The following is a 20,388-nucleotide window of genomic DNA, read 5'->3' on the forward strand; positions in this document are numbered from 1 at the left end:
GGAGCTGACCCTCGACCCCACCCGGGACTACCAACCACAACCGCGACCGTGAACGATGTCGCGCGACACCCGTGCACCGCGACACCCGTGCACGGTGTCCCGCGACATCACACCGTCGGGACGACAGGATTTGAACCTGCGACCCCTTGACCCCCAGTACGGTCAACGGGTCGCGCTGACCTGCGGCAACAAAGAACCTGCTGCTTGGCGTGGTGCAGTACAACGCACCTCAAGCACATCCCGGCCAGCTCGGCGTGATGCCGTGCTCCACATTTGCTCCATTACTTCCAGTCAATGGCATGCAGCCGTTCAGTGGGTTTGGGCAATCACACCCACTGTGTGCCCAACACTGCCGCGCACGGAGGTGTTGATCGGCGACGGTCCTCGCAGGAAACACTCACCCTCGGTTCGCACGCCGCCTGTCGACGCTGCGCCCTCGGCCATCTGCCCCAAAGGTAGACGCGCGGATCGGGCGACCACGACCCAGACGGCGGATACACCTTCCAGAGCGCTCGCCGCGCCCGGGCGAGGTACATACACGTCGCTAGACCAACACCAGCGTGGTGGCCGGGCGGCTGGTCGCCGCCGTGGCATGGTGGGCGGTCCGCGCGGCGCTGACATGGGTGTCCGACCGCGTTTCCTGGGGCCCACCCGGGAGCACACGGTGAACAGTTTCCTGGGGGCCACCCGGGAGGACACGGTGAACAGTCACACCGACCCCGAACTGGCCGCGCCTACACTGGCTGCCGATCTCCGGCGAGGTCGGCGCAGCACCGCCCGGCGCGGCGCCATGACCTGCTCCCGGCGGGCTCCAGCGGGAGCACCGCATCCCGTACGGCGCGGCCCGCCCAGACCCGTGACGGGACTGCCGATACCGCGCCGACCGCGCCGTACCTGGTGACCTGTCGCGTTGCGGTCAGCTGTCGTGCCCGGTGAAGGATGCTCCGCTGTTCATCGGGCACCGGAAGCTGCTCGACCGGAGCACGTGGGAGTCGGCCGCCAGCGTCGTTGTGCTGACCGTCACGGCACTGTCCGCAGTCACCTTGTAGCGGATGTACTCGGTGACCGGATGACTCTGCGGATCCAGCGTCTGGTGCACGTCCGAGAATGCGACATTGTCCTGAGCAATTTGAAATCCATTGATATGGAGGCCGCCGGAGACCGCCGGTCCGGGGGCCCCGGTGTCGGCTGCAGTGCACTTCGGAAAGGAGACCGCAATGGCGACGTCCTCGCTGTGGCTCAACGCGGTGACAAGCTGGGGATAGGTCGTGATGGCCTCGCCGTGATCGGGGCTCGGTGCTGCCGCCGCTGATCCGCTCGCGCAGCCCTGAATCAGCACGACCGAACCGGCCATCGTGATCACAGAAATCGCCGAAAGAACGAGTTTCCTACTAAGCATCCGTTGGTACTCCGTCGTCATCGGGGGTTGTTTTCGGTAGCAGACGTGATGAGCACGGGGCGCACTTTTGCCCGCCCACGGGCCGCCTGCCGTCCTGACTGTCGTCGGTCAGGAAATGGCTGATCGCATGCCGGATATGGCGAGCAGTTCGGCGAACTCCGCTTGCGTGCGTTCCCTGCCCGGCGATTTATCAGCATGTTCAGATCCCGCACCAGCATGGCAATGTCGAATGCGGCGGGATCGGTGGGTACCACCGACTCGATCAGGTACAGCCTAGCGTCGGCCGTCATCGACTCCCCGCACCGGGTCAGTACCGTGGCGGCCCGTTCGTCGTCCCAGTCATGGACGATGTGCTTGAGCAGGTTAGCGTCGCAGCCACTGGGCACCGATTCGAAGAAGTCACCAGACACGATCTCGCAGCGGTCCCGGACCCCGGCTTCGGTGAGCGTTGCCTCGGCTTCGTGCAACCCGGAATCGGTGTCGTAGAGCAGCCCGAGCGGCTGCGGGTTCGCGGCGAGCACACCGGCAAGCAGGGCTCCACTGCCGCCACCCACATCGGCTATTCGGCCGTGCCAGGCGATTCCCAGTTCGTGCAACGACAGTGCCACGCTCCGGCTGATCTCCGCCATCGTCTCGTTGAAGACCGCCGCGTGCTCCAGATGTGACGACAACTGCTCGAAGTACTCCTGACCGAACATGTGCCGGACCGCGTCCTGTCCCGCACGGACGCTGTAGTTCAGTTCGCCCCATGACCGCCGTTTCTCCACGTCGCCGTACAGCAGCATCGTGTTGTGCACCGATCCCGGAACGCCGGGACGCAACAGCTCGCCGCCGACGGTGAGCGCGAAGAGCTTTCCCTCGAGTGTCAGCAAATTCAGGGACACGGCGACGCGCAGCATCCGGTACAGCGAGGGTGCGTGCATTCCGGATCGCTCGGCGAGCTGATCGGCAGGCGCCGCCCCGTCGCCCAACAGATCGACGACGCCCTGACTGACCAGTGAGTACGATACGTGAGGAATGAACGAGTTCCAGATGAAGGAGACAAGTCGGGCACGCTCCTCATCGACATCGTTCACGGCACCGTCCTACCACATGTCCACACGTCCGGCCCGCTCAAATCAGCAGCGCCTCCGCCGACCGGCTCGACCCAGCCGTCGAGAATTTCGTGGCCATTCACTCCTAATCCTCACGGCTCGGCTGCCTCACCGCGTGAATTAGGGGTGCAATTCAGACAATCCATGACCACGACCACCGTGGGCAACATCTTTCGAGGTACGCATCGACTTGATCTCGCCGTGAGTTGGATCGAGCTCCTTCAGCGCCCCGACAGCCACCAACTCGGTCCCATCCCGGACGCACCACAGGGTGACTGAAGCCCGCCTCAAGGGCCCGCTCCACCGGCCGGGGGAGGTCGGATACGCTGCAGCCCAGTTGTTCAACCCGAGGTTCGACTCGAGCCAGCCGGTCGGCGTGGCGTGGGCCGCCACCGCAGACGACGTGCGCGCGTCGATCCGGTTCGCCCCTGACAACGCGCTGGCCTGCGTCCCCCAAGAGCGGTCTGAACACGCGCGCTCGATTGTCCGTGTCGGGCTCCGCTTGACGGGTTACGCGCTGGCTCCAGATGATCGGTGCCATGGCGATCGTCGAGCGTGCTACCGAAGCCGATGACCGTGGTCGGATCATGAGGCGGTTCGAGCTTTTCGCGGAGGTCGAGGCCCGTGGATCGTCGCCCACGTACGAGGCCCTGGCGCTTGCTGTTAGCCGCGACGACGCCGCTCTCAGCCTGCTTGCCAAGCTGCCGGCGGGGAAACGCCGGCCGAACCTGCTCTTCGGTGTGCTGCGTTGGTACGGCGTGCCGGTCGAAGATCCTCCGGCTGCCCTTGCCTGGACGCACGAACACAGCGCCACCACACTTTCCGACATGCGCGTCCGCCGCACCCAGACTAATGAGGTGGCCCGATGTGCCGTGCTGCTGCCAGCCCTTGCGGCGATCGTGCCTACGCCCTTGGCCCTCATCGAAGTCGGTTCGAGCGCTGGCCTCTGCCTATTGTTCGACGCCTGGCGCTATCACTACTTGGGGACTGATCTCGACCATTACGTGGGACACACTGGCGCTGGCCCCGTCCTCACATGCACCGTCGAAGGCGAGATTCCGCTGCCCGAGCAAGTCCCCGAGATTGCTTGGCGCATCGGCCTCGACCTCAACCCTCTCGACCCGAGCCAACCGGACGTGCAGCGCTGGCTGGAGTGTCTCGTTTGGCCTGAACACAATGAACGGGCCCACAACCTCCGCGCTGCTCTGTCAGTAGCCCGCAACTCCGGCGTGCGGGTTGAAGTTGGCGACCTCATCTCCGATCTACCGGAGCTCCTGCAGCGTGTCCCTCCGGGGCTCACACCCGTAGTGCTCCACAGCGCCACGCTCGCCTACCTCGGCCAGTCCGAGCGCATGGCCTTCGTCGATCAGGTCCGCGCTCTTGGAGCACATCGAGTTGGCCTCGAAGGCGTGCAGCTGCTGCCCGGCACGGCCGAGCAGGTCCCAGCAGGTATCGAGACAACCGGACGCTTCGGCCTCACCCTCGACGGTCATCCACTCGCACTCGCCGACGGACACGGCGGCCACCTCACGTGGCTGTAGGTTGCTCGGCGATACATCGCGAGCGTCACCCCGCGTTCCACTGGCACGCCCTGGACAAGGGCATACAGCACGTCTACATCAAGCCTCGCACGCCACGGCTCAACGGCAAGGTAGAGCGCTCCCACAGGATCGACGCCGAGGAGTTCTACCGGATGCTCGATGGAGTCGTCATCGACGACACCAACCTGTTCAACGACAAGCTGCGCGAGTGGGAGGACGACTACAACTACCACCGCCCCCACGGCGGCCTCGGCGGCCAGACCCCTATGAGAGGCTCCGCCAGAAGACCCAACCCACCACCGCCCAGGTGTAAGCGGCCTCCGTCAGTTGCACACACCGTGGCAACGGTTCCGCCGGTGAGGCTCAGGCGTTCGGCCAGGTGACTACGGTCTTGTCGTCGAGGCGCTTCACGCGTCGGAGTTGGCGGCCGTCGGTTCTCTTCGACTTCCCCCGAGATGCCTCGGGCAGTGCGGCCCAGTCGGCGTGGTGCGGGTCGAAGCCGCCTTGTGTTCCGTCGGTCGCCAGGACGCCCAGTCGACATCTGTCCGAGGGTGGCGGTGGACGACGGCGTAGCGTCCGGCGTCCTCGTCGTCTTCGGCGATCCAGTAGCCGCGTCGGGCACTTCGGCCGGAAGGGGGCTCGTACGACGTCGCGGAGCTGCCAGCGATCTCCGCGACCACACTCAGTCGCGCTGATTCATGGGGTGAACGAGGGGCCGACCTTGCAGGTTCTTCGCCGCCTGGCCCCTGACCTGGGGAGAAGCTCCTCCGACTGGACTCGAACCAGTAACCCTGCGAAACAAGATCTACTTCCCTGGTCGGCGCCGGATGTCTGCCGTTGTGTGCCGTGACCTGCGGCTTGTACCAACGGACCATGCCGATCACTGGTCATCGTCCGTCAACTTCTGCCGATGAATGGTGGGGGTAAAGCGGGGCACCCACCGGACCGCCCGCACAGCCGCAGTTCCCCCACCGACGCACCCTGCCCGTAGACCCCGGACATCTGCGCGCGCTGCCCGACCATCCCACGGACCTGCCCGACAGACGAGGGAAGCAGTCCTCTGGTGCTCCCGGCCGAGGCGTCGGCGCGATGGGCAGTCTCCACCCGGAACCTGGCCTCATCGATCTGCGATCGCTTCAAGATTCGGGGCACAATGGGCAAGTGTCGCAGCAGCATTCGGTGCCGGGCTCGTCGGACGAATACCTGGCGTCTGTCGACCCGGTTCGACTGGCCAACCAGAGGGAGCTGAGCACCTTCGTAACATGGCTGGTTGAGCTTCCGGGGATCCGCGATGCTGGTTACGTCTGCGGCATCAACGACGCGGAGGGCAAAGCAACGATCCTACTCTGGGCCGGCGAGTCGCCTCTGCACGACACCGTCTGTGCGGAAGCGGCGCGGCGAGGCATCTCACTCACCATCCGCCTCGTGCGCCACTCAAGCGCCCAACTCGACGATGCAGCCAAGCGGCTCTTCGCGAGTTCAGGTCGCGCGGAATGGGGCGGCTTCATTATCACGTCGATCTCGGGAACCAACGCCACTCGGGACGGGCTGCTGGTCACTGGCGAGTACGACACACCGAGCAAGGCAGCCCAGGACCCGCGACTGCGGCACGCTCTTGCGTTCGCTCGAACGGTCGCGCCGGAGGTTGTAGCCCTTGAGATCGGTCCAGCACCGGTCCCTCTCTAAAGCTCATCCGTTCGTCTGACGCGATCGTCTCGACGTCTTCGGTGTGAAGGCGGACGCGGTCGCCCGGGTACTGACGGGCCGTACCGTCCCGCGCCCGCTGAGCTGGGCGTTCGTGCTGACGCGTCTCGGAACGGGACGGGCGCTCCCGGGCCGTTCGCTCCGGGCTTGCTCCGCCAAACCACGGCGGCCTACCGGCGATCATCGCGATGACGCGCCCTCAGCCGCGCCGACCCACCGTTCATCCTCTCGGAGACCCGCCCGTCCGGCGAGGGCAGGCTCAGTACCGGGTTGAGTAGGCGATCGGCTCACCTCGCGCGATCCTGTCATCGAACTCCTCGTGCTGGATCTGCATCTCCGCGAGTGCTGCGATGAGATCCGGGTCCGGACTTGGCGGGATCGTTGCCCGAACGTCCAGCTTGACGACGGCCGACCGCCGATCAGTCAACTTGATGCCGAGCTCTACGAGCGCCTTCGTACTGCCCCCCGAATCAAGATCGTCTTCAACTCGCCTGAGCCACTTATCGTAGCGAGCGACCCCCTCCCGTTTCTGCTCTTCGAGCAGGGTCGCGAGGTCGGTCCAGAGCTCCTCGATCCGCTGCTCGGACTGGATGCGGATCGACCGGTCACGGGACTTCGGCGCATCGATGGCGACGCGTAGCTCTCCGAGAATCTGCAGGATGGCGGCCAGGCCCTTCGTGTTCACACTGCAAGACGGTAGCGAGGTGCTCCGACAATCGCTGTCGATCTCGGATGCCAGCGGTCTGCGGTGGCGCGCCCCGTTCCTCATGTCCGCCCATGGGGAACCAGCAACCGCCCGACTCAGGATCCACAACATCCGACGATGCCGGCGCTTGCCGTTCTCCGTCGTGAGCTGGGCGACCCCGTCTGCGGCGCTGCCGTCCCGACCGGTCGATCGCGGTCGTCTGTCGTTGAAAGAGGGGCAAGTCGGTGGCGGGAGCTGACCCGCTGCTCGCGGCCCGCGCCCCACTACGCGGCCCGTGCGGCATCCCGGCGACCTGGCGTAGCCCGATCGCGCGGCACCCCGGGCGCAGCCTCCCGACAAGCCTTCACCAACTATGCCAGGCTCTGCGCCCGGCATGCCGCGTGATAGCCCTCTGGGAGGTCGCTGGAATGCCACACCCTGCCCGCACCAATCCGACACCCACCCGGCTCCCCCGGCCTCCTGGTGATCTGCCCGCCCCGGCGAGGGCATGAGCCCTCGATTTGAACCCGCGAATGCGGCGCCCGTCCGGTTGCCGTCACCAGGACAATTTTGGATTCGTGACCTCAACCAGCGTTGCCTCCGCTGCGAGGCGCGCAACGCCGGCGGGACGGTGTCGCATTGACCGTGGCGCCGAGCTCGTCGCGCTGCCCAATACCGTGACGACTCAACACCGGTGCCGGCGGTTGTCGCCCCGGTTAGGGCCGGTCGCCACGTTTGAGTGTGCCGACTGAATTATTTGATCCGCACTGGCGGCTCGCGTGATCGTGCGGCAGGATGAGCACCATGGTGGAGATCAGCCGATTGACCGAATCCGATCACGGCGAATGGGAATCCTTATCCCGCAGCTTCAATGAATTCTTCCAGACCGAGGTCCACGCCGACAGTTACGAACAAACCTGGCGGCGCCTGCTCGATGGTGAGGAGATATGCGGGGTCGCCGCGCAGCTGGATGGAAAATGGTCAGCATCGCACATTACCTGTTCCACCCGAGCGTCTGGTCGGTCGGGAGATGCTATCTGGCGGACCTGTTCGTGGAACCGGAAGTCCGGCGACAGGGTATCGCGACGGCACTGATCGAGTGGGTGGCGCGAAACGCCGAGGAGCACGGCGCTCCGCGGCTTTACTGGAACACGTCGGACAACGCGGCAGCTCGCGCGCCTTGTACGACAAGGTTGCCAGCTTCAAGGGTGTCATTGTCTACATCTACCAGCCCGACGCGGAGCTGAGTTCCGTGCGGCGCTGACGGGCGACGGAGATAGGTCGGCCCACCCGACCAACGATCCATGAACGGCGTGTCCCGTAAGACGCCGACTCCCGACCAGCCCGAGCCCATTCCCGCCGCCGCTTGACAGCTCATCTTGACAATCCCAGATGGACACCCTCCGCACCGTGGCGGCCGTTCAAGGACGACGCGAACATCTATGGCCTGTACCAGCTCCCGGTGACCTGGTAAAGGACGACGGCACAATCATCGTGCTGAACGAGACGCCGGAGGGCGAGGCGGTCGAGTGTCCGCCGCCTCCGCCCGGGCTAATCGGTGCGCAGCGCGACCGAGAGCCAGGCACCCAGTTCGGCGAAGTCGACGTCCTGGTCCGGATGGGTGGTTCCGTTGATCACGGCCACGAGGGCGAGGTAGCGGCCGTGCGCGTGGTCGTACTCCGGATCGTCGAGTGACTGCTGGTGGAGTTCGCTGATCACGAGGAAGCCCGCGGCCATGCGTTCGCGGAGTTCCACGGTCATCGGGGAGCCGACCGCGGCGGCGGCATCGTGGGCGAGGCGGGCAGCCAGCTCCCGCGCGTGCGTGGAGTCCGCGGGCAGGCCACTGCGGAACGCCGCGAAGATCTGCTTCATCAGCGGCTCGCTGGTCGAGTGGATGAACTCCTGCACCGGCGTGGCGGTCATCCGCGCTGCCGGTCCGACGGCGAAGGTGTCGTGCAGGTACGAGCGGACAGCGGCGCGGAAGTCGTTGTCCCGCACCAGTTCCGCGAGTTCGATCCACGCGTGGAGCTGCGTGGCGGTCGGATCGTCGGGCAGGTGCGGTCGCATCGCGCTGAGCCGCGCGGCGAAGTCATCGGGGACGACGGTGCTGACGTCTGCCCAGAAGTCGTCGATCAGCCGTTCGCGTTCCTCGTCGGGCATCGAGACGAGTTCGCGCATCAGCACCAGCCGTGCGGCCGGATCGTCCTGTCCGGCCAGCGCCCGGAGCACCGCACGCCTGGCCCGCAGTTCGTTCTCCTGCTGCTCGACCAGCTCCAGGTGTTCGGCGAGCAGGGTGCGCAGGGTGGTCTCACCGCCGAGCAGCCGCCGGACCTCGTCCAGGCCGGTGCCGAGGTCGCGGAGAGTGCGGATGAGTTCGAACCGGGCGATGGCGTGCAGGTCGTACAGCCGGTGCCCGGCGGCGGTCGTTCCCGTCGGCGCGACGATGCCTTCATCGGAGTAGTAGCGGATGGCGCTGACCGCCAGTCCGGTCCGGCGCGCCACATCTCCGATGAGGTACAAGCAGTCGTGGGGCATGCCGCCACTATTGGACCTCAAGCAGCTTGAGACGCAACCCCGAACGCCCGGGGAACCGCCTCACGCCCGCAGGTCGAGCTCGGATGGAGCTCCAGATCGTGTTCGACACGCTGTTCCGCCGCGTCCCCAGCCTGGAGCTCACGGTGGATGTCGACCAGCTGCCGTTCAAGGACGACGCGAACATCTACGGCCTCTACCAGCTCCCGGTGACCTGGTAGAGGACGAACTGCCATCCCCACCTCAGGAGGAGAGGGCCATGAAGATCATCGTGGACACCAGCAAGTGCGTCGGTGCCGGACAGTGTGTGCTCACTGAGCCCGCGCTGTTCGACCAGAGCGAGGACGACGGCACAATCATCGTGCTGAACGAGACGCCGGAGGGCGAGCTGGTCGAGAAGGCACGCGAAGCGGCGCACGTGTGCCCCAGCCAGGCCCTCTCCCTGGAGGAGTGAGCAATCCGTGGATGGCCGACCAGCCTGAAACGATCATGCTGGTCGGTGTGGGACGCCAAACGGCGCGTCTTCACTCGAATAGGGCGAACTCGCACGATGCGGCACTGAGCCTTTGTCAACCTGGCCGGGCCAGCGGTCGGGCGGCCGGTTTGCCGTCCGCGGCCGGCCCGCTCGGCGGACACGACCACAGGTCAGAGCTCCGTCTGGAGCCTGCTCACTCGGCCGCCAGCAGGTCCTTGACCTGCAACATCGTCAGGTTGGCAAAGACTGAACGCATCCAAGCTCGCCTCGGGTGGCGCTCACCAGATGAGTACGAGGCCGCCTGGCGGGCCGGCGAGCATCCCGTGCACGATGAGATGACGTGCGACGGCCTGGGGCCGTCGTCAGTGGGCAGGCGCGCGACGCCGGGGTTGCAGGAAGGGAACCTGGCCCGCCGGGCGCTTCCTGCCGTCGCAGGGTCGGTGAGGTCGATGACCGGTGGTGCCGGTCGCCTACAGGTCTGCGGCACGTGCCGGATCGCGTTCCGGATGCGCTCCCGCATCGCGTCCGAAGCCAGGGCCCGGTCCACCAGCTCCACCACCTCCTCCAGTTGGATCGAGCCGACCGCGCGCACTCCCGTCCGGGGTGATCCCCCAGGACGTCCAGCGGTTCCTCCAGGGACTGCAGGCCGTACACCAGGTCGAAGAGCGCTGCGGTTCGAAGGAGACTCGAGCCCGACAGGGCCGACGAGGATCCGTCGTCGTGTGGTCGGGACCGCTGCACGAGCGCGCGACGGGCCGCGAGGGAAATCCCCCTGATCGACCGCCACCGTCCCCTGCCCCGTCGTCCCCTCCTCGGCACCGCTCTAACGTCGCCGATCCATCGCGACCGAGGGAGACACGTGACCAGGCCCCCGCGTCTCGACGGCGAGCTGCCACCGCCGCCGCTGAACGCAACGCGACAGGAACGCACAGCCGGTGGGCTCCGCGCCGGGCGAGGTGACGTCGCCCAGCACATCGGCGACGCAGCGTTCCTCGCCAGGTCGGCCCGGTCGCTGGAGCCGATCGCTGACCTCGAGGCCGCGGCGTTCGCCGGGCGGTTCGCCGCGGACTTCCACTCCTTCGACGAGGACGATCCCGTCACCCGAATGGAGGTGCTGCGACCGCTGCTGGCCGACCCCCGGGCAAGCACCTGGGGGTGGTCCGGGCGGGGCCGGCAGCGCGCCGAATCGCCGCTGCCGGGCCGGATCTTCCGGACCTCCGACACGGTCGTCTTCGTCGAGGTCCTCGTGCGCGCGACGGTCTACGTGCGCGCCCGCCCACGGCCCGCGTCGGGCGGTGCGCCCGCTCTCGCCGACGTCGAGCCGGTCGGGCTCGTCGGGCCGTCGAGCGCTCCGCCCGAGTCCGACCCGAACTGGTGCGCGATCGAGGCGAACTGGGTGCGCATGACCGTGCCCGTAACCCGCTCCGCCGACGACGGCCGCCTGGTCGTCGACCCCCACATGGTCCCCGACCGATCCGTCTGACCCGTGAGGTAGCAGCTCCATGTCGTCGACGAACCACCGGCAGTCCGACGAGACGCCGCCCTGGCTGACCGAACCGGGTAGCAACGCCTGGGCCACCGCCCGCCCCACCTCGCCCCGACGCCCCTCCACCCCGGACTGGAGCACTGTGCCCGAGCCCGCCGGGCCACCACCCGCGGCTCGTCCCGCGAACGCCCGACCGACCGAAGAGGCCGAGCCGACGGCGGCCGAGCCGACGGCCGAGCCGGTGGCTCCCCCCGTCGATCGCACCCCGGCGGAGGAAGACGGTCCCACGCGGGGACCGGTACCCACCGCGAAGCCGGTCCCCGGTCCGGTGGGCCCGCAGAGCTCCCGGCCGGCCTGGGAAACCAGCGGCCCCGCGCTGGCCAACGTGGTCCGGGTCCGCAAGTCGCCGCCGCGGGAGGGCTGGCGCGCGGTCGTCTACCGGGCCACCAGCGGGCGCTGGAACCCCGGGCTGTCGCAGTGCGAGGCGCGGATGCGCGACCAGCTGCAGAAGATCCGCACACCGCTGCCCGGGCCGCACAGCGTGGTGGTGGGCAGCATCAAGGGCGGCATCGGCAAGACCACCGTGTCCTCGCTGCTCGGTCTCGCGCTGGCCGAGCACCGCGGGGACCGGGTCATCGCCATCGACGCCAACCCCGACGCCGGCACCCTCGGCGACCGCCTCGTCGGTGAGGAGGCGGCGTCGAAGATCACGATGCGCGACCTGCTCAACAACATCGACCGCGTCCGCTCCTCGACCCAGCTGGCCGGCTACACCCACCTCGCCGGCCGGCTCCAGGTCCTGACCAGCGAGCAGGAACCCGAGCTGTCGGAGATGTTCTCCGCGTCGGACTACGAGTGCGTGCTGCGTCTGCTGGCCCGGTTCTTCGAGGCCATCATCACCGACTCCGGCACCGGGGTCGTGCACTCCGCGATGCAGGGCAGCCTCGCCCACGCGGACTCCCTGGTGATCGTCGGGGCGCCGACGCAGGACGGCGCGTCCCGCGCCTCGCGCACGTTGCACTGGCTGGCCACGCACGGCTACCCGGCGCTCGCCGCGAACGCCGTCGTCGTGCTCAGCTACGACCGGCACTCCCCGTTCGTCGACGACTCGGTCATCCACGAGCACTTCCGGAGCCGCTGCCGCGCGGTCATCGAGCTGCCGGCGGACCCGCACCTGGCCACCGGCGGCCTCATCGACCTCGACGCGCTGTCCGCGGCCACCCGTGACGCTGTCCTCGAGCTGGCGGCCACGGTCGCCGAGGGCTTCCACACCCCGAGCGCGCGCGGCCTCGCCGCCCACGGCTTCCGCAGCGGAGCGGCGCGCTGACCGCCGCGTGCTCGGACCACCTCGCCATCCGGATCATGACACCCCGTCCGCGATCGACCTCCGAAGGAACTCCATGACCGGGCTCTCCACGTTCGGGCGCCCCGCCGTGCGCAGCCGGCCGACCACACTGCCGGCGCGGGTGGTCGAGCCGGGCGGGGGCCGCGGGGCGGCGGAGGTGGTCGTCGACCTGGACGCGATCGAGGCGAACGCCCGGGTGTTCGCCGCGCGGACGACCAGCACGGTGATGGCGGTGGTGAAGGCCGACGCCTTCGGCCACGGAGCCGTGGCCACGGCCCGCCCGGCACTGGCCGGCGGGGCCCGCTGGCTGGGGGTGGCGTCCACGGCCGAGGCGCTCGCGCTGCGCGACGCGGGCATCGACGCACCCGTGCTCAGCTGGCTGCACAGCCCGGACGAGGACCTGACACGGGCGATCGGCGCCGGGGTCGCGCTGTCGGCCGCCTCGACCGGGCACCTGGACGCCATCGCCCGCGCCGCCGCCACGGCAGGGCAGCGGGCGGCCGTGCACCTCAAGATCGATACCGGGCTGTCCCGCGGGGCGGGCACCCGGTCGACTGGCCCGACCTGGTCGCGCGGGCCCGTCGCTACGAACGCAGCGGCCTGATCGACGTCGACGGGGTGTGGTCGCACCTGGTCGACGCCGACAGCGCCAACCTGGTGGTCGTGCCCCCCAGCTGGCCCGGTTCGACGAGGCGCTGGCCGTGGCCGAGCGGGCGGGCCTGCGCCCCGGCCTGCTGCACGTGGTGAACTCCGCCGCCGCTCTGCACCTCCCGACACCCACCGCGACCTGGTGCGGGTCGGCGTCGGGCTGTACAGCGTGGAGCCCGACGCCGCCCGGCCGGTCGGGCTGCGGCTGGCGATGACCTTGCGTGCGCCGTCGTGCTGATCAAGCGGGCGGGCGCCGGCACCGGCGTGTCCTACGGCCACGAGTACGTCACACCGCGGGCGACGACGCTGGCGCTGGTCCCGGTCGGCTACGGCGACGGGATCCCGCGCGCGGCGTCCGGTCGTGCCCAGGTCTGGGTGGCCGGGCGGCGGCGGGCGGCCGGTGGCCGGGCGGATCGCGATGGACCAGTTCGTGGTCGACAGCGGCGACCTTCCCGACGAAGACGGAGACATCGGCGAGGTGGTGGTGTTCGGTCCGGGTGACCGCGGCGAGCCGACGGTGCTCGACTGGGCGCGGTGGGCCGGCACCATCCCGCACGAGATCCTGACCGCGAGCCGTCCGCGGCTGCGGCGCCGGTTCGTCGGACGGGCGGGCACCGCCCCTGTCGGCGCGGCGACCTCGGGGGCGTCCGGTGACCGGTGAACGACTGCGCGTCGCGGTCGTCTTGGGCGGACGCAACGGGGAGCACGACGTGTTGCGCCGCTCGGCCGAGAGCATCGTGGCGCACCTGGACCCCGCCCGGGACGCGGTCGTACCGGTGCGGATCGACCGGGACGGATCCTGGTCGATCGGCGCCGACCTGCCCGCCGACACCAGCAACCCCGACGCGGTGCCCGACCTGGACCGATTCCTACCCGCCCATTCCTACCCGCCCCCGACCCGGCCGTACCGCTGGCTGCGACCGTGCTGGCCGCGATCGAGCGGCTACGGACCTGCGACGTCGTGTTCGCGGCGCTGCACGGCCCCCACGGCAAGGACGGCTCCGCACGGTCCTGCTTCGCCGCGACGGGCGCCGCGGTGGTCGGCTGCGGGGTGCTGGCCGGCGCGCTGGCCATGGACAAGGTCCGCACCACGAAGCTGGTGGCAGCGGCCGGGACGGCGGTGGCCGACTCGGTCACACTCGTGCCGGGCGCGGACGACCTTGATGCGACCGACCGGGCGCGGCTCGGGCTGCCGGTCTTCGTCAAGCCGGTGCGGGCGGGCTCGAGCCTGGGCGTGACCCGGGTGGTGGACTGGGCCGACCTGCCCGACGGCGTGCGGCTGGCCCGCCGCAGCGACCCCCGGGTGCTGGTGGAGAGCGCCGTGCCCGCCCGGGAGATCGACATCGGGGTGCTCGAACTGCCCGACGGCACCGTCGTCGACAGCCCGGCGCTGGAGATCGGCGTCCCGGACGAGGCGGTGTTCGACTACCACGCGAAGTATTCCGACCCCAGCACCGTGTTCGCCGTCCCGGCGGACCTCGACCCGGCGACCGCGCTCCGGCTCGCCGAACAGGCCCGGACCGCGTTCGACGCGATCGGCTGCGCCGGGCCGGCCCGGGTGGACTTCTTCCTACGGGCGGACGGCGAGCTGGTGTTTCAACGAGATCAACACGTTTCGGGGGTTCACCGCGGCGTCGCAGTACCCGCGGATGTGACAGGCCGCGGGGATGAGCTTCCCGGAGCTGCTGGACACCCCGTCGACACGGCGTTGGCCTCCGCTCCCGCGGTGGGCCGCGCCGTCCGGACCGCGGACCGGAGCTGATGATCCCGTCCGAGCGGTCCGCCGAGGCCCTCACCGTCCCGATGCGCGCCCGCCCGCCGCCGCCCGTCACGGCCCCACCGACGGCCGCCACGGCCCCACCGCCGCGGCTGCACGAGATCGACCTGCTGCGGATCAGCACCGCGATGGCCGTGGTGTTCGTCCACTACCTGTACTCCGGCCCGGCCTCCGGCTACATCGACGTGGAGTTCCCGACCACCGGGCTGATCGCCCGCTACGGCCACCTCGGCGTCGACCTGTTCTTCGTCATCAGCGGGTTCGTCGTGCTGATGAGCGCCTGGCAGCGCAGCACCCGGCAGTTCATCGTTTCCCGCGTGGTGCGGCTCTACCCCGCCTACTGGGTCGCGGTCACCCTCACCGCCGTGATCTCGGCCCTGGCCGGGGGCATCCTGTTCCCGGTCACCGCGACCCAGTACCTGACCAACCTGACCATGCTGAACTCGCTGGTCGACGTCGAGAACCTCGACGTCGTCCACTGGACGCTGTGGGCCGAACTGCGGTTCTACGCCATCATCGCACTGCTCGTCCTGATCGGCCTGAGCCGTCGACGGGTCCTCACCTCGCCGCGGTCGGCGTGGTGCAGAGCGGCTGCTCGGCGCCCGCTCAGCGGGCTGATCGACCTGGTCGTGCAGTCGCAGTTCGCGCACTACTTCATCGCCGGCGCCGCGCTGTTGCTGATCCGCCGCTTCGGCGTCTCGGGTGAGGCGGCGGTGCTGGTCGTGCTGTGCCTGGGCAACGCCTGCACCGAGGGGCCGGGTTCGCCGAGGCGGTGGCCGAGCGGTACCACAGCGATTTCTCCCTGGTCGTCGTCCTCGCCGTGATCGCGGCGATCTTCCTGGTGATGGGCCTGGTCGCGCTGGGGGTGACGGGCAACCTCGGGCGGCGGTGACCGGACCGTACCGCCCCGTCAGGGGGAGAGGTCCAGGTCCGCCATCGTGAGCAGGGTGAGGTCCGCCGCCGGCCCGGGCGGTGCGACGCTGAGCCGGGACGCCTGGCGGTCGGCCATCCGTTCGAACACGCGGCGCGCGGTCCGCCCGTTGCCGAACGTGCCGTCCTTCGGGATCTCGTCGAAGTGGACCAGCAGCGCCGCGGCAGCGTCCTCCTCGAGACGGTAGTCGTGGGCACGGCACTGCAGCCGCACGATCGTGACCAGCTCCTCCGGCGAGTAGTTCACGAACTCCAGGGTCCGGGAGAACCGCGACTCCATCCCCGGGTTGGCCGCGAGGAACTGCGTCATCTCCTTCGAGTAGCCCGCGGCGATCACCACCACGTCGTCGCGGTGGTCCTCCATCAGCTTCACCAGGGTGTCGATCGCCTCCTTCCCGAAGTCGGGACCGCTTCCGCCGCGGCTGCTGGAGAGCGTGTACGCCTCGTCGACGAACAGCACCCCGCCGAGCGCGCTCTCGAACGCCTCGGTGGTCTTGATGGCCGTCCCGCCGATGATCTGGGCGACCAGGTCGGCGCGGGCGACCTCGACGAGGTGCCCCGAGCGCAGGATCCCGAGCTGGGCGAGGATCTCGCCGTAGAGCCGGGCGACCGTCGTCTTCCCGGTCCCCGGCGCACCGGCGAACACCAGGTGGCGGGCCATCGGCGGCGCCGAGAGCCCGGCGTCGAGGCGGCGCTTGGCCATCTTGTTGAGGTTCACCATCGAGGTGACGTCGGCCTTGACCCCGGCCAGCCCGACCAGCCCCTGCAACGCGCTGAAGGGGTCGTCCGACGACCGGGCCCGCACGGCCGCGGCCGGCTCGCCCGCCTGCCCGGTCACCGCGGCGACGAGCGGCCGGTCGCGGTTGCCGGTGTCGATCAGATCCCGGACCTGCAGGTCCACCCCGGAGACGGCCTCGACCACGCCGGGGCCGCCGTTGTCGCGGACCACGCAGTCGGCGACGCGCACGGGCTCGGTGGTGGCGACGAAGATCCCGCCGTCGACGGAGCCGGTGAACTCCGAGCCGCTCACCGAGCCGGTGGAGCGGCCGTCGAACCGCAGCCCCGATCCGGTGGCGTCGCGCACCCGGCAGCGCTCCACGAGCAGTTCGGCATCGGCGTCGGCGCGGATGCCGTCCTGCCCGCACGATTCGATGTCGGCGTCGGTGACGGCCAGCGCCGCCCCGTCGACGTGCACGCCGTGGCCGGCCACCGACCGGAAGCTCGCACCCAGCACCTCGACCCTGGCCCCGCCGCGCAGGACCGCACCCGCCGCCCCGGCGCGCTCGACCTCGACGGTCTCCCACCGCCCCCGTGCTCCGTCCACGACGATCCCGGGCCCGGCCGGGGCGAGCACCCGCAGCCGCCGGACGAACGGCTCGGCGTCCTCGTCCACCTGCACGCCGGCCGCACCGGCGTCGACGACGGTGAGCCGGTTGATCTCGGGCCTGCTGCGCCGGGTGATGCCGGCCCCCGCACCGGCGGTTCCCGACACCTCGCAGTCCGACACCGTGCCCGCCGAGCGCCCGGTGAAGTGCAGGCCCCGCCCCCCGCCGCCGGTGATCCGGCAGCCGCGCAGCACCGGTGCGCAACCCGCATCGACGTATACGCCCTCGGCGGCGCTGCCCTCGATGGTGCACTCGTCGAGGGACACCGTGCCCGACGTGGCGAGGTAGACGCCGACGCCGGCGGAATCGCGCACCACCGTGCCGATGGCGGTCAACCCGCCGCTCCCCTCGATCGCCAGCGTCGGTCCGACGGTCGACTCGAGCACCGAGGTGATGACCGTGGCCGCGGCCGCGCCGGTGACGAAGACGCCGTTCCCGCCGCAGGGACCGACGGCGCAGTTGCGGACGGTGAGGACCCCGTCGTCGACGACCACCAGCGCCGTCGAACCGATCCCGTGCATCCGCGTGGAGTCGACGGTGGCGGCGGCGGACGAGGCGACGACGAGACCCGCACCGGCGCCGTTGTCCACCTCGCAGTCGCGCAGGGCGAGCTCGCCCGCGCCTGCGTGCAGCGCCGTCCACGCCGTGGCCCGCACCGCGCACTCGACGAGCTCGAGCCGCCCGCCCGACACGGCGACCGCCGGGTCGTCGCCCGCGGCGCGCACGCCCAGCCCGGACACCGTCACCGCACCCCCGACGACCACGAGGGCGGGACCGGACGGGACGTGCAGGTGGACCGATCCGGGCCCGTCCTCGGCGGTGAGCGTCAGGGAGCGGTCCACGACCAGGGGGCCGGTGTAGGTGCCCGCCGCGAGCACCACCGTCGCGCCTTCCGGAGCCGCGGCGACGGCCCGGGCGAGGCCGCCGCGCCCTCCCGGTGCCGCGGTCAGCACCGAGCCGCTCACGCGCACGCCTCCCCGCCGGTGTGGTCGTTGCTCACGACCCCGCCTTCGCGCTCGTGGCGGCGGGCGGTGAGCCGCGCGGTGGCGAGCCCGTGCCGGGTGCGGCAGTCGAAGCGCACGAACAACCGGGTCAGGTGGTTCTCGACGGTCTTCTCGCTCATCCTGAGGTCGCGGGCGATCTGCCGGTTGGTCATGCCCCGCTCGACCAGTTCCACGATGCGCCGCTGCACGCTCGTGAGGTCGGGGTCCCCGGCCCGGTGCGCAGGCGGGCGCACTCCGCGCTCGTCCATGATCCGGCACAGCCGGGTCCGCAGCACGACCGCCCCGATCTCCCCGGCGATCGCGTGCGCCTCCGACCAGCCGGCGACCGGATCGGCCGCGCTCGCGCCCGCGGCCAGCAGCGCCCAGGCCAGCTCGGCGCGGTGCCCCCGGCTGCGCACCGGCTCGACCGCCCGCGCCAGGATCGCCCGCCCCGCGACGTCGGCGTCCCCGAGGACGCCGCGCAGCAGGTCCCAGGTCTGCGCGGCGCTGACGGCCTCGGCCCCCTGCGCGGCCCGGCGCCAGTCGGCCGAGGCGGCCATCAGGCGGGCGTGCCACTGCGGGCGGCGGTCCACCGCGGCGATCGCGCACAGCCGGGTCAGCAGCGACCGCCGGCCGACCGCCGGCGTCGCGCACCCGACGAGCTCCCAGGTCCGCCAGCCCTGCGCGAGCGCTGCCTCGCCGTCGCCTGCGGCCCACAGCTGGGCGGCGCGCAGCGCGGCGTGCAGCATCGGGTGCCGGGAGTCGGCCGTCCGTTCCGGGAGGTGCTCCTGCCAGACCGCAACCACCCGTTTGTCGCCCTGCCAGACCGCGATGTCGGCGCCGATGAGCGCGGCCGCCTCGTGCAGGGCCGTGTCCCGGTCGGGCGGGCAGTGGTCGGCGATGATCGCCCGTCGATGTGGACCAGTGCCATATCTGTTTCCTGTCAGTTGAGAGGATCGAGGTGTTGGGTCAGCGCGGTGCCGACACCGTCGGGGTTGCCGCGCAGGAGGATGCCAAGTGCGGCGGCCGTGACGGCGGCGGCCAGGGCGGTGGAAATGTCGAGCGCGTCGGCGATCGCCTGGTCGACGGCGGCAAACGCCGCGGCCACCTCGGCGGCCACCTCCTCATCGGTCGGTGCCCGTTCGACCGCCGCGAGCAGCAGCAGACCGAGGTCGGCCGACGTGACGAGCCGCAGCGCGGTCGCGGCGTCCGATGCCGCGGCGAGCGCTTTGGCCAAAGGGCGGACGTCGTCGGCGAGGTGGCGGCGCAGGGCGACCAGGTAAAGGCCGCGCTTGCTGCCGAACGTCTTGTACAGGCTGTTGCGGTGCACGCCGAGGTGCGTGACGAGGTCGTCGACGGACACCCCGTCGTACGCGCGGCCACCGAACAATCCCACGGCGGCGCGCACCACCTCGTCCTCGTCGAACGCCCTTCGCCTGCCCATGCCACGACGCTAAACCATTGAGGAACGATCAGTCAAGAACACTCGTTCCTCAAAAGCCCTCCCGTCGCCGCCGAGACCGCACGCCACGACGCGGCCGAGCAGATCAGGGTCGCCCAGGAACGCGCGGCCCGAGGTCCTGGGCATTCGACACGAGGCCGACGGCTACCGGCGCGAGGCCGGCGAGGCCCGCGCCCGCGCGGAGACCGCCCAGGCCGCCGTCGAGGAGTAGGCCGACCGGGACCGGACGGCGATGGAACAGCTGCGCACCGACCACGCCGCAGAGCTGGCCGCCGTTCGGTCAGACGCTGCAGCGCAGCGCAGCACCGCCGAGCAGCGGGCCGGCGAGGACCGGGCCGCTCTGGAACGGCTGCGTACCGAACTGGGACCAGCTGTGAGGACCTGGCCGCCGTGCGCCGGGAGGCCGCGGAGGAGCGCTCCGCGCTACGCGAGGAGGCCCGCCAGCAGCTGGTCGCGGTCCTGGCCCGGATGACGTCTACCGGTGGTGGCGAGGAGGGTGGCGGCCGAGCCGCAATCGACGTGCAGTAGGCGGCACGTGGCCCCGGCAGACGCTCGGGAATGGGATCCGACGTGGAGATCCTGGACACCGACGTGGACCGCCTACGGCAGATCGACCAGGGCGGGTCCTTCCCCGACTCCCGGCCGACCACCCATGACGACCCGACCTACGTCGTGCACCACTCGATCTTCTACTGCGTGGCGAACATGCCCGGCGCGGTGCCGACCACCTCAACGCAGGCCCTCACCAACGTCACCCTGCCGTACGCCGTGGCCCTCGCCCACCGCGGCTGGGAAGCCGCTCTGCGCGCGGACGCGAGCCTGGCCAACGGCCTCAACATCCACGCCGGTTCACTCACGAACGCCGCCGTCGCCACGGCCCACGCCCTGCCCCACACAACCCGTGGCGGCCACCCTGGCCTGAACATCGGCAGCGGCACGCGG

20 protein-coding genes and 5 pseudogenes are annotated in these 20,388 nt (G+C 70.2%); 17 read left to right on the top strand and 8 right to left on the bottom strand.

Features of this window, described 5'->3' with window-relative positions; translation table 11 throughout:
- Positions 1-916: 916 nt before the first annotated feature.
- Both AC5L35_RS36775 and AC5L35_RS36780 read right to left on the bottom strand, forming a co-directional pair.
- Positions 917-1,420 carry a VirK family protein gene (locus tag AC5L35_RS36775; RefSeq protein ID WP_495064385.1) on the bottom strand — a complete coding sequence of 168 codons (504 nt, stop codon included), beginning with the start codon at positions 1,418-1,420 and terminating at the stop codon, positions 917-919.
- A complete protein-coding gene (locus tag AC5L35_RS36780) occupies positions 1,417-2,475 on the bottom strand; it encodes a methyltransferase (protein WP_495064386.1) in 1,059 nt (352 codons plus the stop codon). The genes AC5L35_RS36775 and AC5L35_RS36780 overlap by 4 nt, the downstream gene beginning before the upstream one ends.
- Positions 2,476-3,032: 557 nt before the next feature.
- Here AC5L35_RS36780 and AC5L35_RS36785 point away from each other — a divergent pair.
- From AC5L35_RS36785 to AC5L35_RS36795, 3 genes and pseudogenes are all read left to right on the top strand, one after another.
- Positions 3,033-4,034 (top strand): DUF2332 domain-containing protein, encoded by a 1,002-nt coding sequence (locus AC5L35_RS36785; protein WP_495064387.1) that lies wholly within the window; start codon positions 3,033-3,035, stop codon positions 4,032-4,034.
- A 35-nt stretch (positions 4,035-4,069) separates the two neighbouring features.
- Positions 4,070-4,300: pseudogene (locus AC5L35_RS36790) on the top strand (integrase core domain-containing protein); the annotation flags it as partial.
- Between the two features lie 895 nt (positions 4,301-5,195).
- A complete protein-coding gene (locus AC5L35_RS36795) occupies positions 5,196-5,720 on the top strand; it encodes a hypothetical protein (protein ID WP_495064388.1) in 525 nt (174 codons plus the stop codon).
- A 277-nt stretch (positions 5,721-5,997) separates the two neighbouring features.
- Here the strand turns inward: AC5L35_RS36795 and AC5L35_RS36800 are convergent, their stop codons facing one another.
- On the bottom strand, positions 5,998-6,423 hold the full coding sequence (locus AC5L35_RS36800; RefSeq protein WP_495064389.1) for a hypothetical protein: 426 nt from the start codon (positions 6,421-6,423) through the stop codon (positions 5,998-6,000).
- A gap of 795 nt (positions 6,424-7,218) precedes the next feature.
- On the opposite strand from AC5L35_RS36800, the gene AC5L35_RS36805 reads away from it, so the two are divergent.
- Together AC5L35_RS36805 and AC5L35_RS36810 are read left to right on the top strand one after the other, a co-directional pair.
- The gene (locus tag AC5L35_RS36805) at positions 7,219-7,518 is read left to right on the top strand and encodes a hypothetical protein (RefSeq protein ID WP_495064410.1); all 300 of its coding nucleotides are present in this window, start codon (positions 7,219-7,221) and stop codon (positions 7,516-7,518) included.
- Complete coding sequence (locus AC5L35_RS36810) at positions 7,401-7,670, top strand: GNAT family N-acetyltransferase (RefSeq protein ID WP_495064390.1); 270 nt, start codon at positions 7,401-7,403, stop codon at positions 7,668-7,670. The genes AC5L35_RS36805 and AC5L35_RS36810 overlap by 118 nt, the downstream gene beginning before the upstream one ends.
- Positions 7,671-7,974: 304 nt before the next feature.
- Here AC5L35_RS36810 and AC5L35_RS36815 read toward each other — a convergent pair whose 3' ends face one another.
- Positions 7,975-8,958 (bottom strand): helix-turn-helix domain-containing protein, encoded by a 984-nt coding sequence (locus tag AC5L35_RS36815; RefSeq protein WP_495064391.1) that lies wholly within the window; start codon positions 8,956-8,958, stop codon positions 7,975-7,977.
- Between the two features lie 77 nt (positions 8,959-9,035).
- Between AC5L35_RS36815 and AC5L35_RS36820 the strand changes: the two are divergent.
- Both AC5L35_RS36820 and AC5L35_RS36825 read left to right on the top strand, forming a co-directional pair.
- Positions 9,036-9,176, top strand: a pseudogene (locus AC5L35_RS36820) (cytochrome P450); the annotation flags it as partial.
- A gap of 38 nt (positions 9,177-9,214) precedes the next feature.
- On the top strand, positions 9,215-9,409 hold the full coding sequence (locus tag AC5L35_RS36825) for a ferredoxin (RefSeq protein WP_020667024.1): 195 nt from the start codon (positions 9,215-9,217) through the stop codon (positions 9,407-9,409).
- Between the two features lie 214 nt (positions 9,410-9,623).
- Here the strand turns inward: AC5L35_RS36825 and AC5L35_RS36830 are convergent, their stop codons facing one another.
- Entirely contained in the window at positions 9,624-10,022 is a 399-nt protein-coding gene (locus tag AC5L35_RS36830; RefSeq protein ID WP_495064392.1) for a hypothetical protein, read from the bottom strand.
- Positions 10,023-10,289: 267 nt separating this feature from the next.
- On the opposite strand from AC5L35_RS36830, the gene AC5L35_RS36835 reads away from it, so the two are divergent.
- The 8 genes and pseudogenes from AC5L35_RS36835 to AC5L35_RS36870 all read left to right on the top strand — a co-directional run bounded on the left by AC5L35_RS36835 (position 10,290) and on the right by AC5L35_RS36870 (position 15,510).
- Positions 10,290-10,913 (top strand): hypothetical protein, encoded by a 624-nt coding sequence (locus tag AC5L35_RS36835; protein WP_495064393.1) that lies wholly within the window; start codon positions 10,290-10,292, stop codon positions 10,911-10,913.
- Positions 10,914-10,932: 19 nt separating this feature from the next.
- On the top strand, positions 10,933-12,243 hold the full coding sequence (locus tag AC5L35_RS36840) for a MinD/ParA family ATP-binding protein (RefSeq protein ID WP_495064394.1): 1,311 nt from the start codon (positions 10,933-10,935) through the stop codon (positions 12,241-12,243).
- A 73-nt stretch (positions 12,244-12,316) separates the two neighbouring features.
- Positions 12,317-12,865 (top strand): alanine racemase, encoded by a 549-nt coding sequence (locus tag AC5L35_RS36845; protein ID WP_495064395.1) that lies wholly within the window; start codon positions 12,317-12,319, stop codon positions 12,863-12,865.
- Positions 12,866-13,173: 308 nt separating this feature from the next.
- A pseudogene (locus tag AC5L35_RS36850) lies at positions 13,174-13,230 on the top strand (hypothetical protein); the annotation flags it as partial.
- Positions 13,231-13,270: 40 nt separating this feature from the next.
- Positions 13,271-13,570, top strand: coding sequence for an alanine racemase C-terminal domain-containing protein (locus AC5L35_RS36855; RefSeq protein WP_495064396.1), 300 nt, complete (start codon positions 13,271-13,273; stop codon positions 13,568-13,570).
- Positions 13,560-13,727 (top strand): annotated as a pseudogene (locus AC5L35_RS36860) (D-alanine--D-alanine ligase A); the annotation flags it as partial. The gene AC5L35_RS36855 and the pseudogene AC5L35_RS36860, both read left to right, overlap by 11 nt.
- 104 nt (positions 13,728-13,831) lie before the next feature.
- A complete protein-coding gene (locus AC5L35_RS36865; protein ID WP_495064397.1) occupies positions 13,832-14,671 on the top strand; it encodes a D-alanine--D-alanine ligase family protein in 840 nt (279 codons plus the stop codon).
- Positions 14,671-15,510, top strand: a complete 840-nt coding sequence (locus tag AC5L35_RS36870) for an acyltransferase family protein (protein WP_495064398.1) — start codon at positions 14,671-14,673, stop codon at positions 15,508-15,510. The genes AC5L35_RS36865 and AC5L35_RS36870 overlap by 1 nt, the downstream gene beginning before the upstream one ends.
- 86 nt (positions 15,511-15,596) lie before the next feature.
- Here the strand turns inward: AC5L35_RS36870 and AC5L35_RS36875 are convergent, their stop codons facing one another.
- The 3 genes from AC5L35_RS36875 to AC5L35_RS36885 form a co-directional block, all read right to left on the bottom strand.
- On the bottom strand, positions 15,597-17,966 hold the full coding sequence (locus AC5L35_RS36875; protein ID WP_495064399.1) for a right-handed parallel beta-helix repeat-containing protein: 2,370 nt from the start codon (positions 17,964-17,966) through the stop codon (positions 15,597-15,599).
- Positions 17,963-18,790 (bottom strand): helix-turn-helix transcriptional regulator, encoded by an 828-nt coding sequence (locus AC5L35_RS36880; protein WP_495064400.1) that lies wholly within the window; start codon positions 18,788-18,790, stop codon positions 17,963-17,965. The genes AC5L35_RS36875 and AC5L35_RS36880 overlap by 4 nt, the downstream gene beginning before the upstream one ends.
- A 137-nt stretch (positions 18,791-18,927) precedes the next feature.
- The gene (locus AC5L35_RS36885; RefSeq protein ID WP_495064401.1) at positions 18,928-19,428 is read right to left on the bottom strand and encodes a TetR/AcrR family transcriptional regulator; all 501 of its coding nucleotides are present in this window, start codon (positions 19,426-19,428) and stop codon (positions 18,928-18,930) included.
- A gap of 408 nt (positions 19,429-19,836) precedes the next feature.
- Between AC5L35_RS36885 and AC5L35_RS36890 the strand changes: the two genes are divergently transcribed.
- A complete protein-coding gene (locus AC5L35_RS36890; RefSeq protein WP_495064402.1) occupies positions 19,837-19,974 on the top strand; it encodes a hypothetical protein in 138 nt (45 codons plus the stop codon).
- 27 nt (positions 19,975-20,001) lie between these two features.
- Positions 20,002-20,343 (top strand): annotated as a pseudogene (locus AC5L35_RS36895) (hypothetical protein); the annotation flags it as partial.
- Between the last annotated feature and the right edge of the window lie 45 nt (positions 20,344-20,388).

The sequence above is a fragment of the Pseudonocardia sp. OZ21 genome (assembly GCF_059359135.1).